Below are 13466 nucleotides of genomic sequence, written 5' to 3' on the forward strand. Positions count from 1 at the left end.
AGCATAAGTACGTGCAACCGAAGTGCTAGATATGACCACCCGTTTCCGCCGACTGGTGGCGACGACGACGGTGCTGACGTTCGCACTCATCCTGCTCGGCGTGTACACCGGTGCTATCGGTGCCGGGCTGACCTGTGAGGCACGCTGGCCGTTCTGTGACGGCTGGATGGGGCTGTTCCCCGCAAACTGGGCAAGCTTCGTCGAGTGGTTCCACCGTCTAGTCGCAATGGTTACCGGCTTCGGCATTCTCGGATCGACAATTGCCGCGTGGCGTGGCGAGTACAGCCGACGGATCAAGCTCGCGACTGCCGTCGCAACGGTCGTACTCCCAGTGCAAGTCCTCCTCGGCGCGAACACCATCTTCAACTTCGGTGCCACGGCGCAGGTGCTCCACCACGGGGCCGCACAGCTCATCTTCGGCGCGATGGTCGCGGCGACGGCGTGGGCCTACACCGATACGGCGGAGTCGCGGTCGGTACAATCGGCCGATACCCAGCACACAGCACGCGCTGACGATTGAATACGAGTCCCACCTCCGTGGGTAACACGTAAGATATATTCGGGTCTGTCGTGTGGTGAGGATTATGTCAGACAACGGCCTTTCGCGACGCCAGTATCTCTCCACGGTCGGTGGAACCGCAGTAACCGTCTCGCTTGCCGGCTGTTTCGGCGGCGGTGGCGGTGACGGCGGCGACGGCAGTACCGAAATCACTGCTGGAACTGCACCGGGGTTCCCCCCGTTCGAGATGAAGCAGGACGGCGAACTCGTCGGGTTCGACATCGATCTGCTCGAAGCGGTCGTCGACGAGACCGACTACACCCTGGCCGGCTGGGAGGAGTTCGAGTTCAAGTCCCTGATTCCGGCGCTGACCAACGAGAACATCGACGTGGTCGCCGCGGGGATGACGATCAACGACGAGCGCGACGAGACCATCGACTTCACCGATCCGTACTACAGTTCGAATCAGGCGATTGTCGTCCGTGAAGACGGTGACTTCTCACCGGCGTCACTGTCGGATCTCTCCGGACGTGCTATCGGCGCACAGAAGGGGACAACCGGTGAGAGTACGATCCAGTCGGAGCTCATCGAACCGGGGAACCTCGACGAGTCGAACTACAACTCCTACGGCAACTACGTGCTGGCAGTCGAAGACCTCCAGAACGGCAACATCGACGCCGTGGTCATTGACGAACCGGTCGCCCAGACCTTCGCCGCCCAGCGCCCGGTCGCCATTGCCTTCACCTACGAAACGGGCGAGAACTTCGGCTTTGGCGTCCGCGATGGCGACGACGAGTTCACGCAGGCGCTCAACGACGGCCTGTCCACCGTCAGGGATGGCAGCACCTACCAGGACCTGACGAACAAGTGGTTCGGCCAGCAGTAACCGATGCCACCCTTCCCGTTGCAGAGTGACTGGGCGTTCGTTGCCGGGAACCTCGACCTGCTACTCGCAGGCACGGGTATCACGATCGGCCTGACAGCCGCGAGCATTCTGCTCGGCTTTCTGCTCGGTTTCCCGGCGGGAGCCGTCGAGGTGTACAGCCGTGGCCCGCTCAAACGCGCCGTCGAGTCGGCCGGCGTCGTGCTCCGCGGAACGCCGCTGCTCGTCATCATTATCCTGCTGTTCTTTGGCCTCTCGGTGTCAAGCAGCGCCTTCGTGACGGCGACCATCGCGCTCGGCCTCCGGAGTGCTGCATACCAATCGCAGATCTTCCGCGGCGCGCTCCAGAGCGTCGACGAGGGGCAACTGGAAGCCGCGCGCGCCATCGGCATGGGTCGGCTCCAGGCCATCCGTAGCGTCGTCGTCCCGCAGGCGTTGCGCCGGAGCGTGCCCGGCTTCCAGAACGAGTTCACGATCGTCCTCAAAGACACGAGTATCGCCATCGTCATCGGCCTCGGCGAACTGCTGACCGTCGGCCAGAACCTCTATCAGGGCGGTCAGAGTACCGCTGCACTTGAGATTTTCCTGACTGTGAGCCTCATTTACTTCGTTCTCACGTTCGTGACGAACCGCTCGCTCGATTACGTCGACGACCACTTCAGCATCCCCGGAGGTGAGCGGGCGTGAGCGACCCGTTGCTGGAGCTTGACGATGTGTACAAGTCTTACGGCGAGGAACAGGTGCTCTCCGGTGTCAGCTTCGAGATGGACGCCGGCGATGTCGACGTCGTTATCGGCCCAAGCGGAAGCGGCAAATCGACGATGCTCCGTTGTGTGAACCGCCTCACCGAGATCAACGGCGGCGACATCTACCTCGACGGTGATTGCATCACTGACGCCGACACTGACGTGAACGAACTGCGAAAGCAGGTCGGGATGGTGTTTCAGGATTTCAACCTCTTTGCCCACCTCACGGCGCTCGGGAACGTCACACTCGGCTTGCGGAAAGTCCGCGACATGGACAAAGCGACAGCCCAAGAGCAGGGCTACGAACATCTGGAGCAGGTCGGGCTGCTGGATCAGGCGGACTCCTATCCCGCCGAACTTTCCGGCGGACAGAAACAGCGTGTCGGCATCGCCCGCGCGCTGGCGATGGACCCGAAGCTCCTCCTGTTCGACGAGCCGACCAGCGCGCTGGACCCCGAGCTCGTCGGCGAAGTCGTCGAGGTGATGCGCGACCTCGCCGCCGAAGGCATCACGATGCTTGTCGTCAGTCACGAGATGGGGTTCGCGCGGTCTGCAGCGTCGGACATCATCTTCCTTGACGATGGGCAAATTGTCGAACACGGCCCACCGGAACAACTGTTCGAGAACCCTCAGGCGGCCCGGACCGGTGAATTCCTCAGCCGTCTAGAGACAGCCCACGAGGAGGAGTGACCGATGGGGACGCCGGAGTCCACGACTTCCGGGCGAACGCTCCGTGCCCGCGCCGCCGGGCTGACAGACCAGCCACTGACGCTACTTACCGTCGGGGTCTTCTGGACGTGGCTCGTCGTCCGGTGGACGAACGACTTCCTGCTGGACGGCGCGCTCATCGAGCGCAACACGTCGTTCTTCCCGGTCGGGCCGTTCGAGGCAGCCGCGGCGACGCTCGGCGCTCTCGCCGCGAGTCTCGGTCCGGTCGGGTTCCCCGTCGGCTGGCTCGCCGGCTTCTTCGAGTTTCTGGCAGCGTCGATCCCCTACTTGCCGCAACTGGCGACCGGCGTGTGGGCCACGATACTGCTGACGGTACTTGGCATCGCGCTGGGGTTCCTCATCGCCGTCCCGCTCAGCGTCGCTCGGGTGTACGGCGGGAGTGCCACTCGTTTGCTCGCGCTGGGGTACACCGAACTGTTCCGCGGGACGCCGCTGCTCGCCCAACTGTTCGTCCTCTACTTCGCGACGCCGCTGACGACGATCATCCGTGAACTGCCCGCGGTCGGGACCGGATTCATCCCCGCGCAGGCGTTCTGGGTGGCCGTCATCGCGTTCATGCTCAACAGCGCCGCCTACCAGTCGGAGTACATCCGCTCGGCGCTGAACTCCGTCCCGGAGGGGCAACTCACCGCCGCACGTGCCATCGGCCTCTCGAAGGTCGATGGGATACGCCACGTCGTCCTGCCCCAGGGCCTTCGCTACGCCATTCCGGGCTGGTCGAACGAACTGGTGTACCTCATCAAGTACTCGTCGCTGGCGAGTTTCATCACCGTCCGCGAACTGTTCGAGCGGACCGACGCCATCGCCAGCGAAACCTACCGGTACACGGAGCTGTTCGTCCTCGCCGGCCTGCTGTATCTGGCGCTTGTTATCTCGGCGTCACTGGTGATGGAATACGTCGAGGACCGGGTCGCGATTCCCGGTCTCGGCACGACCAGTCGATGACTACATAAAGTCAGAAAGGCCGGACTGCTGGTCGTCGTCTTCGGCTGCGTCGCTCGCTGTTTCCGTCTCGTCATCGGTAGCGGTGCCGTCACTGGTGGCGTCGGATTCAGCGCCATCGTCCGCCGCAAGGGTCACCTGCTGGTCACCGCTCTCCTCGCCGGCATCGGTATCCGAAGCATCGCCACCTGTATCGCTTTCTCCGTCACCGCCTTCCGCACTCGCACCCTCGAAAACCCCGCCGGAGTGCTCGACGGCGGCTTCCTCCTTGAGTGCCTCGGCGTCAGCGACGATGTCCTGCACCTTGTTCGTGTCTTTGCCCGACCCGGTGACGAAGGAAACGTGTTCGGCCTCCATGTCGTAGGTCGCCGCCATTGCCACCGTTAGCTCGCGGTTCCGGCAGTGGTGAGTCATCGTCGAGAGGAACGGCATGATTTCCCGGCGAGCGGTCCGCATCGAGACGCCGTCGATAGCGGCGATCTGCTGGGCGACGTAGTCCCGCGTGTTTCGGGTTCCCTTCGACCGGCCGAGTTTCGACCAGTAGCTCGGCGGGCCGTAGCGGGTCCAGCCGCCCTTCGTTCCGTCCCGCGCCGCGGCGACGCCGGCGGTCATGTTGTCGCCAGCGTACCGCCAGAAGGAGTAGTTCTGTGTCTCGCGGACGCGGCCGAGCCACTGGTCGGCGTTCGAGAGGAACTCGTATGCGCGGACCAATTCGGTGCCCTCGTAGTCCTTTGGCATGTTGTCCTCGATCCAGTTGATGAGGTCGTCTGGCGTCTCGTCCACGTCGTAACTGGCCTCTAGCGCTTCCTGCGCGCCGGCCTCCTTGAGCACCACGTCGAGGTACTCGAAGATGCCCTCGGTCGTATCGCGCTCGCCGGTCACCACGTCGTCGGCGGTCAGGCGCTCCGTCGTCTCGGCGATAGCCTGGAGGTCCTTGACCGCGCCCCGCAGGTCGCCGCTGTTTTGCTCGGCGAGTTCCTGTAGCGCGTCGGACTCGTACTCGACGCCTTCCTGGCGACAGAGGTCACGCAGGACGGGGACGATAGAGCGGGGCGAGACATCCCGGAACTCGATGTCCTGGCAGTTGTTCCGCAGGCCGTTTGACATCTCGTAGTACTCGTTGGCGATGAGGATCATCGGCTGGCTGGCCTCCTTCACGAGGGCCGTTATCGCCCGTGCACCCCCGCGGTCGGCGTTGCCGTGGATGTTGTCCGCCTCGTCCATGATGACGAGTCGGCGGCCGCCACCGCCAGCGGTCAGTGTCCCGGACTTGGCGGCTTCGCCGGCCACCCGATTGATTACGTCCTTGGTCCGGGAGTCGCTGGCGTTGAGTTCGATGGTCGGCCACCCCATGTCGTTTGCCAGCGCGTGGGCGGCCGAGGTCTTCCCGATACCCGGGGACCCATAGAGGATGACCGCCTCGCGGTGGTCGTCCCACGTGTCCGCCCACTCTTTGAGTGCGTCGCGGGCCTTGTCGTTGCCCCGCACCTCCGACAGCGTCGTCGGGCGGTACTTCTCCGTCCAATCCATTTGATTGTGGTTGGCGCGACCGGCGTTTAGTGATTGCGGAGCAGTACCGGTCTACTGCTGAGGTTTTTATCGGAAGCAACGGACAGCGTGTCTCACCAGTGGCCGGACGAGATCTCCATTGTGACCCTCGCGGCGTCAGTCCCGTCATCGGCGTGGTCCTCATGCTCTCAATTACTGTCCTTCTGGCCGGGACAGTCGGCGGCGTTGTGCTCACTGCAAGCAGCGACCTGAACCAACGGACGCCCACCGTCGCCCGCTCGACCGGAAACTTCGTGACTGGCCCATCGGGGGGATGCGGCGGAAACACAGTAGCGGTTCGACACGACGGCGGCGACTCGGTCCCAGCGGACGAACTGGAAGTCGCTGTTGCACTACCGGACACCGACGCCCGCATCGTCGACCTGCCAGTGTCCGGGACAGCGCTGTCAGCGAGCAATACTGACGATCCGGCCAACGTCGTCTACGACTACTGTGTCGGTGGTGTCATCGCCAACGGGGGCCAACAGTGGTCGGCGGGTCGGGCCATCACCTTCCAGTTGAACGCCGGCGGCGGGACCGTCGAACCGGGCGATACCATCGAAATACGCGTCGTTCACACTCCGTCGAACGGTGTCCTTGCTGCCGTCGAGCTGACCGCCCGCCGGTAAGCGCCTGTGGTTCCGATACCCTTTTATTCGCGACCCTCCAGCGTGTGAACTAATGGCAGGGGGCGCACGCGATGACCTCGCGGAAAAAATGGCGGGTGAGGTGGCACTGAGCGACGACCCAGGGGCGACCCTGCGGAAGTGGCGCACTGACTTCGGCGTTGCACAGACCGAACTCGCCGACGAACTTGACGTCTCCCCGTCGGTGGTCTCGGACTACGAGAGCGGGCGGCGCGACAACCCCGGTATTGGCGTGGTCAGGCGACTCGTCGTCGCCCTGCTCGACATCGACGAAAACCGCGGCGGCGACCACATCCGCCAGCACGCCCGCGTGCTTTCGGCTGGGTTCGACAGCGACGTGGTCCACGACCTCCGCGAGTATTCCGCCAACGTCGGCGTCGAGCGCGTCTACGACGCTATCGACGCCGAAGAACTGTTCCGAGGCAGTCAGGACACCGTCGCAGGCCACACCGTCATCAACTCCATCGCCGCCATCACACGCCTCTCCTCGGACGAGTTCTACCAGCTATACGGTCAGTCGACGAACCGCGCGCTCGTGTTCACGAACGTGACCCGCGGTGAGTCCCCACTCGTCGCGCTTCGGGTCGTCTCGCCGACGCCAAACGCCGTCATCCTCCACGGGCTCGACGACGAGGCCGTCTGGGAGCACGCACAGGACCTCGCTCGCATCGACGACTTCTCGCTGGCGGTCACCGACACCGATCTGGAGGACTTGCTGGGCGGCCTGCGAGAGCTTCCCTGAACTCGCCGTTTCTGGCCGTACTGTTTTGCGCCCGCCAACGCACTTTCTGGAAAACGACTGCTGCCGTGACTGCGATCTCTTTGTGCACCGGACAGCGTGACATAACTGCTCCGTCAGACTGCTACTCATTCATTGCACTGTCAAGTACATCTCGAATGAAATCACTTTTTTCAGCAGTGTATTTCTCTCGTCTTTTCGGGTATTTCTCCGCTAGCGCCCTCTTTAGCGACGCATATTGTTCAGCGACCTCTGGATGTTCTCTGAGGTACTCTCTGAAGGCGATTTTTTCGTGATAGAAATCACTATCACATTCCACGAGTGAAAGGTAGTGCGTCCGTTTCGTACGTGGACCTTTGGCGAAGAATAGCCGATCGCATACGTCTTCATCGGGACGGTGCTCGTACCCGCTCTGTTCAAGAACTGGAACCAACGCTCCCGCTTCTTCCAGACTCTCGACAACTGCAAGGATATCGATTATCGGTTTCGCTGGCAAGCCTTCAATTGCGGTACTACCGATGTGTTCGAAATCAAGCAGTCGCTCACCAGCAACGGTTTTTAAGCGCTCAACTTCTTCCCCATAGGAGGCTTTCCACCCCTCTTGATACTGTACGAGTTCGACTGTCCCTCGTTCCAACCCGATCATTGGCTCCTCGGTTACGGTTCAAGTACGCATCTGGTGGAGAGCTGATAAATAGTTGCTGCATACTGCTCACTGCCGACGCAAATAGTGCTAGTATATTCACAGCAGCCGATAATATGTCCCTCGCTACTCCCCATGCCTATCGTCGCTTCTTTTCGAGGATTCCCCCTCGGTCACGGCCTCGGTATTCTCCACGGCTCCCTGCGGTCGGCGCTTCGATACGAGGTTCTCGCTCGCGTTGCCCGCCTCGAATTTCGCTATTCTCGCGGCTATGCCTCTCTTCGTGTCCGAGACCCCTCGCTTTGCTCGGGCTTTCGCTATTCCACGTACCGATATTTCCGCTCACCCATCCGGCCCCAGCCGTCGAAGGCGAACTCCTTTTCTGGTGCGGTGAACTCCTCGACATCGGTTTCAGTTTCGTGATTGTGGACGTCGTGGACCTGTTCGTACTCGGCGAAGGAGAGGTCGTAGCGGTTCCGGATCTGTTCGTCGATATCGAGTGCGCCGATCTCTTCTTCCCAGCCGGGGACAACGGTTTCGGCGTGGACTTCTGCCTGTGCGCCGGACCCGTAGGAGGCAACTAACAATCGGGCCTCGTCCAGATCCAGTCCGTTCTCGCGGGCGTGTTTCAGGCCTGCGGCGCGGGCGATGTGGACGGAACCGGTGTACCAGTTCCCGACCTCCCGGGAGATTTCGAGCGTTGGCTCGATGCTGTTGGCGTACCAGTCCTGATAGCGCTCGGTTTCGGTGAGTGCGTCCGTGTACTCCTTGATGGCCGCGTGGAACTCGTCGTCGGTCTCGAAGTCCGAACGCATAGGCTGGCGGCCGATTTCTTCGGCCATCAGGTCGCCCACGTCGGTGCCGCGGATAATGTGTCGGTAGCCCAGCGCCGCGGCCTTCCGGACCATCCCCGGGAACGGCGTGTGGAACGGAATCATCTCGTAGTCGCCCGGGTGGATGTCGCCGGCCACCTCGGCGAAGTCCTCCAGCGCCTCGCGCATACGGGCGAGGTAGACGTTCACCGAGCGCTTGCCGTCGACGGACGGGAACTGCTGATTGGGCTTGAGGAAGTCAGTTTCGTCGGCGCTACCGTACCCCTGCTCGGTCGAGAGTTCGACCAGATTCGGGTCTTCGTCGACGAGCATCGCCACCGCACCGGCTCCCTGCGTGGCCTCGCCGGGATCGTCGCGGGCGTACAGTGCGGTGTCAGTTGCGATGACGAGCGCGGCCCGACCGCGGTTCCGTCCGGCGCGGATCCAGTTGTATGCGTCGTCGAGGCTCTGTGTCCCGGAGATACAGGCGAACTTCCGCTCGCCCTTGTTGGCGTGGTGGAAGTTCTCGTCGTACACCTGTTCGAGACAGCCCGCGATGTACGTCGAAACGGGCTTCGAGTTGTCGAAAGCACTCTCAGTCGCCACGTCGATACGGCCGATGTCCTCGGGCGTCAGCCCCTTGCGCTCCATCAGACGATGGGCCGCGTTCGCCCCCATCGTGACGATGTCCTCGTACACGTCCGGGAACGACGACGCGCGCAGGCCGAGCCCCTTCGTGTACTTCCCCGGATCATCGCCTTGAGCCGGCGCGAACGTCTCCGCGAGGTCGAGTTTGAGCTTCCCGGTCCAGATCTCCATGGCATCGATACCGACTGCAGTCATGAGTCTAGCGTCAGCGTGGATGTATATGGGCTTGTCGACTGGCGTTTCGACGGTTGACTAGTATTGCGCAGATGGGCCACGAACCCGCTGTGAGACAGTTACTCGCTGGTCGCCGGTTCCGTATTAAAAGAGAAATCGACCATGCATTCGCCTTCGAGAACGTCGTACGGCTCGTCCGGTGACGGAACGGCACGTGACCAGTCGGTGTTGTTGACGACGAGCCGATACGTTCCCGGCGAGAGGGTAATTCGGTTGTCGGGGACGTTCGTCTCGTGGAACCGCGACACCTCGCCAGCGTACCGAGCCCGGTGGCGGCTCTGAAATGCCCGGTACTCGTCTTCGGTGAACAGAATGACGTCCACGGCCGGGCCACGCCGAACGATGAGGTCGTAGGTGAGCGTCGTCTGACCAGTCGCGTCAACTGTGAAGTCCTCGTATTCGTCTTCCTCCAGTCGGAATGTCGTATCGACCGACCGGTGGTTCGGCTCGGGTGTCGGCGTCGGTGTCTCAGTCTCGACCTGAATCCGTGCCGACGTCTCCGTAGAGTTGTTCGTCCGCGACGCCTCGGTGCGCTGCGCTGTTGACGTGTTCGCCGGAGCCGCAGCGCGATCTGTTGCTGGGGTCGAGGTAGTACCGACGCGATCAGTTGTAGCAGTCCGCTGTGACGCTGCCGGTTCCGGGACTGGCGTCGTCTCGGACTCCTGTGCAGGTCGATTCCCGAGACAGCCGGCGGAGAGCGCGGCGAGCACCGAGGCCCCGAAGCCGCGCCGCGACAGGTCACCCATACTTCAGGACACTCATCCACAGTAAAGATGTTTACGGGCGGGTTTTCGCCGCTGGTAATCGGAGCGCCAACACTGTCCAAACATATTTGTGGGGAGAGAGCCGAATCTACCCCGTTCGAGACGGTTCCGAGACAACTGTGACTCAGATATCAGTTCTCGGAACGGGACAGGAACGTTTCATATGAACAGATCGGTCATCACACTCGGTTTGGTAGTTCTGGCGGCACTCAGTGTCTTGGGACTCGCAGGAGTAGCGGTCGAAGGGACGCTTGGTGCAGACGCAACCGAGTCAGCACCGGCGGATTCCACGGAACCATCACCAGCAGCGACGCCCAGTGCAGAACGTGTGTCACCGGCGACGCCGAGTAGCCAAGAGACTGTGGCCGGAGTGACGCAGTCCGCAGAACCTACCGCGACGCCGGATGCGGCACAGACCACGCCAGCTGGTTCGGGGACAGATATTGATACGGACCGGCTTGAAAGCAGGCTCGTGGCAGCAATCAACGACCGGCGTGGCAACCCGGTTGCCAACGACGCCTTCGATGGTTCTCTCTCAGATGAGACTAAAACCGGGCAAAAGTTGTCGGCGATGGCCGGAAACCACAGTGAGCGAATGGCTGCACAGGGGTCGGCCTCCCCGATTGCGAACGGGTCAGACACGACAGACCGGTACGCAGCCGCCGGACTGTCTGAGCAGTGTCGCCTCCGCCACGAAGGGAACGCGTACTTCCGCCCGGTGACCGACCTCGAACTGGTCACGAGTGTCGACCCGAACGGCGCGAACGCGACCCGTATCGCCGACACCGTCGCCGACCACTGGTTCGACCTCTCCGGTCCCCGTGACACGTTGTACATGGCGAACGCGAACCACATCGGCGTCGGCGCGGCGACTGCCGACGGTGTCGTCTACATTACCGTGAATCTCTGCTGAGGTCGGTGACGGGACGGAATGACAAAACGGACGTTATGGCACTTCTTTGCGAACCGTGTCGGCGTTCCCTTCTGCGTCGACGACACGGAGCGCTACTTTCGTGCCAGACGACACCCGTCTCTTCTCTAATGTCTGGCCGTTCGCATCGTCGAAGATACCGTCGCCGTCGAGGTCCCACTCGTAGGCCGCGATGTCTCCCTGCGGGTCACTGGACTGGCTGGCATCGAAATCCCATTTCCCGTTCGATTCTCCCCCGTTGGAGGTTATCGTGAAGTCCGCGTTCGGTTGCGCGCTCGTGTTCGCGCCACCGGGGGTGACCGTGAACATCTTCGAATCGGTACCGCCACTCGATAGCTCGTAGGTGACGGTTATGGTGAGGCTTTCGCCGGTCATCCCTGTCTGGACACCGAACCGTTCGAACTCGAATAAATGAAACGTCGCAATCGAGCCGTCGGACATGACTGGATTCGGCCCGGCTAGATCTCGCTCTTGATTGTCGACATCGATGACACGTGGAATGTCTGTCCCACCATTGAAATCAGTGTAGCCGTCGGTGTCCGCTTCGATGTACAACTCGTTTTCTTGGGGCGCTGGGTCGCGGTAATTGCGGTAACTGTCACTAAGAAAGTCGATATTTTCGTCCACAGCGTCGATAGCAACCGTTGTTATAGTGATCGTATCACCTACCTCATTTGTGACGCTAAACTGCACACCCCCATCAGGACCTCCGTCACTGTCGAGGGCAACGGCGTCCTCGTTGTAGATGAGGCCACTGTTGCCGGACCCACCACCAGAGCCTTGGTTCGCCTCCGTCACCGTCACCGGAATCGAAACGTTTTCCGGAGTCTCACCGACGAACGAACCGTCGATTTCATCGAGGCTGAACTGGACGGTGTATGTTCCAGTTGCCGTTGACTGGCTTGCGTTGTAGACGAATTTGACGCGACCGTCGCTGTCAGACGATTCTGTGTCCGGGGTAAGCGACCCCGTGTTACTCCCTTCGACTGAGCCGTTGACTGTGACACCGCTTACAGGGTTGTTGTACGCGTCCCGAACCTCCAGTACGATTTCTCCGTCGCCGCCCTGCTGGACGCTGATCTCGTTATCATCGACAGTCGTAAGATACGCGTCGTTCTCCGCAGTTACCTTCGTCCCGACACCCGCCTTCGCCATCTTCAGGCGGTACGTCGCCCCTCGCTCGAAGACGATAGTGATGTTGTAGAGCGATCCCGGTCCCTCGGACTGGGTGACGTTCGCTACGTACCGTTCGTTGCTCATATTGCCCGGATTCGTGTCGAGTTCCTCGTCGAGCGTTTCGTTCCACTCTGATGCCGGAAGCCGTGAGAGAAACGAGACCGACACGTTCGATGTCCCCGTGGTATTTGTTACGCGGACCGTCCGGGAGGACTGGGATTTCGGCTCTACGTCGACCGTGACTGAGTCGCTTGCCGAGCGGCTCAGTGACCCGTTGAGTGCGACGAGCGTGATGTCGCGTCCATCGACCATTGCCTGTTCCGAGAGCGTGATGTTGCCCTCGCGGAACTGGTTGTAGACGACCGAGTGCTCGTAGACAGTTTCGGGGGCCTCGCCGTAGACGTTGTACTCCGGCTTGTACGCGATAGCTCCCGTGTTGTAGTGCCGTGGCGTGGCCCCGTCCCAGTAATCCGCCGTCTCAGGCGTAATTGCCTCGGCGTTGCGAACCGTGAGGTTCTGCGATTCGTTCGTCGTGCCGTCCGTGTACAGCAATCCTGACGGCGGCCCGGGATTCGTCGCTACCAGCCGACTCGGGTATCGCGTCCCCAACTGGACCGAGACGGCCTGCCGGCTCGGCTGTCCCGGGACTGAGATGATGGCGTTTCGCAGGTCCTGCAGTTGCGTCTGGACCTGCTGATTGTGGTTAAACTCCACCTCCCGGTTTTGCTCCGGGACAGCAAACGCCTGATACGAGGAGAAGGCGATGATAAGCACGCCGAACAGCAGTACAGCCCCGACCTGTACTGACTGCGCGCGCTCATCGCCCGTGAAAGTCATGGCGATGAGTTGCGGAGACGGCGGTAAAAACCTGACTGCCGAATTATCAACTCTCGTCTTCTTCGACGACTTCCGGGTCGCTCATCGCGGTCTGGAGACTGTCGAGTCCGTTGACCCACTCGGAGACGAGTCCGTATTCGAGGTCTTCGGCGACCTCCATCGGGAGCTCCGACCCGCCGATGATCTGCGTGCCGGCCTGCACACAGTAGCCCAGCGCCGCGTCGAGGTCTTCTTCGGCTTCCGCGTCCGCGGCGGCTTCGATGTAGTCCGTGATGGTCGCGTCGTCCGCGGCCCCTTCTGCGACGAACTCCTCGGCCGCGTAGAACACGCACAGTAGCGAGGTTTGGACCCCGTCGATCAGCATCACGGTCTCCTCGTCGTCGATGTCGATGTCGTCGAGGACGATCTCCCGGACGCCGGCAAGCTCGTCGAGCGTCGCTTCCTCGTCGAGCGGCCCGTCCTCGTAATCGGTGAGAATCTTCGCGACCGCGATCGCGGCGTCGTCCTGGAGGTTCAACAGGAGCCGCGCCGAATCCTCGTCTTCAGGGTCGACGTCTTCTTCCTCGATACGGTCTAGCCAGTTCTGCCAGCGTTCTTCGGTGTAATACTCCCCCGGCGGAGTGCTCATACCAGTCCGTTCGTCCCGTTGGGGATAGTAGTTTCGACCGGCGGCCGCTCCGCCGCGGCG

General features: G+C 61.8%; 14 protein-coding genes. 8 read left to right on the forward strand and 6 right to left on the reverse strand.

Translation table 11 applies throughout. From position 1 onward, the window contains the following. Positions 1 to 31: 31 nt before the first annotated feature. The 5 genes from C443_RS16845 (at position 32) to C443_RS16865 (ending at position 3802) form a co-directional block, all read left to right on the forward strand. Entirely contained in the window at positions 32 to 520 is a 489-nt protein-coding gene (locus tag C443_RS16845) for a COX15/CtaA family protein (RefSeq protein ID WP_005537880.1), read from the forward strand. 64 nt (positions 521 to 584) lie between these two features. Next, the gene (locus C443_RS16850; protein WP_005537881.1) at positions 585 to 1385 is read left to right on the forward strand and encodes a basic amino acid ABC transporter substrate-binding protein; all 801 of its coding nucleotides are present in this window, start codon (positions 585 to 587) and stop codon (positions 1383 to 1385) included. Between the two features lie 3 nt (positions 1386 to 1388). Next, the gene (locus C443_RS16855; protein ID WP_005537882.1) at positions 1389 to 2069 is read left to right on the forward strand and encodes an amino acid ABC transporter permease; all 681 of its coding nucleotides are present in this window, start codon (positions 1389 to 1391) and stop codon (positions 2067 to 2069) included. Next, on the forward strand, positions 2066 to 2818 hold the full coding sequence (locus C443_RS16860; RefSeq protein ID WP_005537884.1) for an amino acid ABC transporter ATP-binding protein: 753 nt from the start codon (positions 2066 to 2068) through the stop codon (positions 2816 to 2818). The genes C443_RS16855 and C443_RS16860 overlap by 4 nt, the downstream gene beginning before the upstream one ends. Before the next feature lie 3 nt (positions 2819 to 2821). Then, positions 2822 to 3802, forward strand: coding sequence for an amino acid ABC transporter permease (locus C443_RS16865; RefSeq protein WP_005537885.1), 981 nt, complete (start codon positions 2822 to 2824; stop codon positions 3800 to 3802). Here C443_RS16865 and C443_RS16870 read toward each other — a convergent pair whose 3' ends face one another. Continuing rightward, positions 3803 to 5329, reverse strand: a complete 1527-nt coding sequence (locus tag C443_RS16870; RefSeq protein ID WP_005537886.1) for a replication factor C large subunit — start codon at positions 5327 to 5329, stop codon at positions 3803 to 3805. It lies immediately after the preceding gene. Positions 5330 to 5427: 98 nt separating this feature from the next. Here C443_RS16870 and C443_RS16875 point away from each other — a divergent pair, with 98 nt between their 5' ends. Both C443_RS16875 and C443_RS16880 read left to right on the forward strand, forming a co-directional pair. Beyond that, positions 5428 to 5976 carry a type IV pilin gene (locus C443_RS16875; RefSeq protein WP_080505491.1) on the forward strand — a complete coding sequence of 183 codons (549 nt, stop codon included), beginning with the start codon at positions 5428 to 5430 and terminating at the stop codon, positions 5974 to 5976. 52 nt (positions 5977 to 6028) lie between these two features. Continuing rightward, positions 6029 to 6736, forward strand: coding sequence for a helix-turn-helix domain-containing protein (locus C443_RS16880; RefSeq protein ID WP_005537888.1), 708 nt, complete (start codon positions 6029 to 6031; stop codon positions 6734 to 6736). Positions 6737 to 6857: 121 nt separating this feature from the next. On the opposite strand, the gene C443_RS16885 is transcribed toward C443_RS16880, so the two are convergent. The 3 genes from C443_RS16885 to C443_RS16895 all read right to left on the reverse strand — a co-directional run bounded on the left by C443_RS16885 (position 6858) and on the right by C443_RS16895 (position 9816). Beyond that, entirely contained in the window at positions 6858 to 7379 is a 522-nt protein-coding gene (locus C443_RS16885; RefSeq protein ID WP_005537889.1) for a GrpB family protein, read from the reverse strand. Between the two features lie 314 nt (positions 7380 to 7693). Continuing rightward, positions 7694 to 9031 carry a hydroxymethylglutaryl-CoA synthase gene (gene hmgB / locus C443_RS16890; RefSeq protein ID WP_005537891.1) on the reverse strand — a complete coding sequence of 446 codons (1338 nt, stop codon included), beginning with the start codon at positions 9029 to 9031 and terminating at the stop codon, positions 7694 to 7696. A 98-nt stretch (positions 9032 to 9129) separates the two neighbouring features. Next, complete coding sequence (locus C443_RS16895; protein ID WP_005537892.1) at positions 9130 to 9816, reverse strand: hypothetical protein; 687 nt, start codon at positions 9814 to 9816, stop codon at positions 9130 to 9132. Positions 9817 to 9997: 181 nt separating this feature from the next. On the opposite strand from C443_RS16895, the gene C443_RS16900 reads away from it, so the two are divergent. Next, positions 9998 to 10747: a CAP domain-containing protein gene (locus C443_RS16900; protein WP_005537894.1), complete on the forward strand. Its 750-nt coding sequence runs from the start codon at positions 9998 to 10000 to the stop codon at positions 10745 to 10747. A 33-nt stretch (positions 10748 to 10780) separates the two neighbouring features. On the opposite strand, the gene C443_RS16905 is transcribed toward C443_RS16900, so the two are convergent. Then, a complete protein-coding gene (locus tag C443_RS16905) occupies positions 10781 to 12778 on the reverse strand; it encodes a PKD domain-containing protein (protein WP_005537896.1) in 1998 nt (665 codons plus the stop codon). A 46-nt stretch (positions 12779 to 12824) separates the two neighbouring features. After that, positions 12825 to 13406, reverse strand: coding sequence for a DUF2150 family protein (locus tag C443_RS16910; RefSeq protein ID WP_005537897.1), 582 nt, complete (start codon positions 13404 to 13406; stop codon positions 12825 to 12827). Between the last annotated feature and the right edge of the window lie 60 nt (positions 13407 to 13466).

Source organism: Haloarcula argentinensis DSM 12282, assembly GCA_000336895.1.
Taxonomy (GTDB): domain Archaea; phylum Halobacteriota; class Halobacteria; order Halobacteriales; family Haloarculaceae; genus Haloarcula; species Haloarcula argentinensis.

Excerpts from the sequence above, each read along its gene's own strand:
- C443_RS16885 (WP_005537889.1), bottom strand. The coding sequence starts at position 7,379 with ATGATCGGGTTGGAACGAGGGACAGTCGAACTCGTACAGTATCAAGAG.
- C443_RS16910 (WP_005537897.1), bottom strand. The coding sequence starts at position 13,406 with ATGAGCACTCCGCCGGGGGAGTATTACACCGAAGAACGCTGGCAGAAC.
- hmgB (WP_005537891.1), bottom strand. The coding sequence starts at position 9,031 with ATGACTGCAGTCGGTATCGATGCCATGGAGATCTGGACCGGGAAGCTC.
- C443_RS16845 (WP_005537880.1), top strand. The coding sequence starts at position 32 with ATGACCACCCGTTTCCGCCGACTGGTGGCGACGACGACGGTGCTGACG.
- C443_RS16895 (WP_005537892.1), bottom strand. The coding sequence starts at position 9,816 with ATGGGTGACCTGTCGCGGCGCGGCTTCGGGGCCTCGGTGCTCGCCGCG.
- C443_RS16900 (WP_005537894.1), top strand. The coding sequence starts at position 9,998 with ATGAACAGATCGGTCATCACACTCGGTTTGGTAGTTCTGGCGGCACTC.
- C443_RS16905 (WP_005537896.1), bottom strand. The coding sequence starts at position 12,778 with ATGACTTTCACGGGCGATGAGCGCGCGCAGTCAGTACAGGTCGGGGCT.
- C443_RS16855 (WP_005537882.1), top strand. The coding sequence starts at position 1,389 with ATGCCACCCTTCCCGTTGCAGAGTGACTGGGCGTTCGTTGCCGGGAAC.
- C443_RS16870 (WP_005537886.1), bottom strand. The coding sequence starts at position 5,329 with ATGGATTGGACGGAGAAGTACCGCCCGACGACGCTGTCGGAGGTGCGG.
- C443_RS16865 (WP_005537885.1), top strand. The coding sequence starts at position 2,822 with ATGGGGACGCCGGAGTCCACGACTTCCGGGCGAACGCTCCGTGCCCGC.
- C443_RS16880 (WP_005537888.1), top strand. The coding sequence starts at position 6,029 with ATGGCAGGGGGCGCACGCGATGACCTCGCGGAAAAAATGGCGGGTGAG.
- C443_RS16850 (WP_005537881.1), top strand. The coding sequence starts at position 585 with ATGTCAGACAACGGCCTTTCGCGACGCCAGTATCTCTCCACGGTCGGT.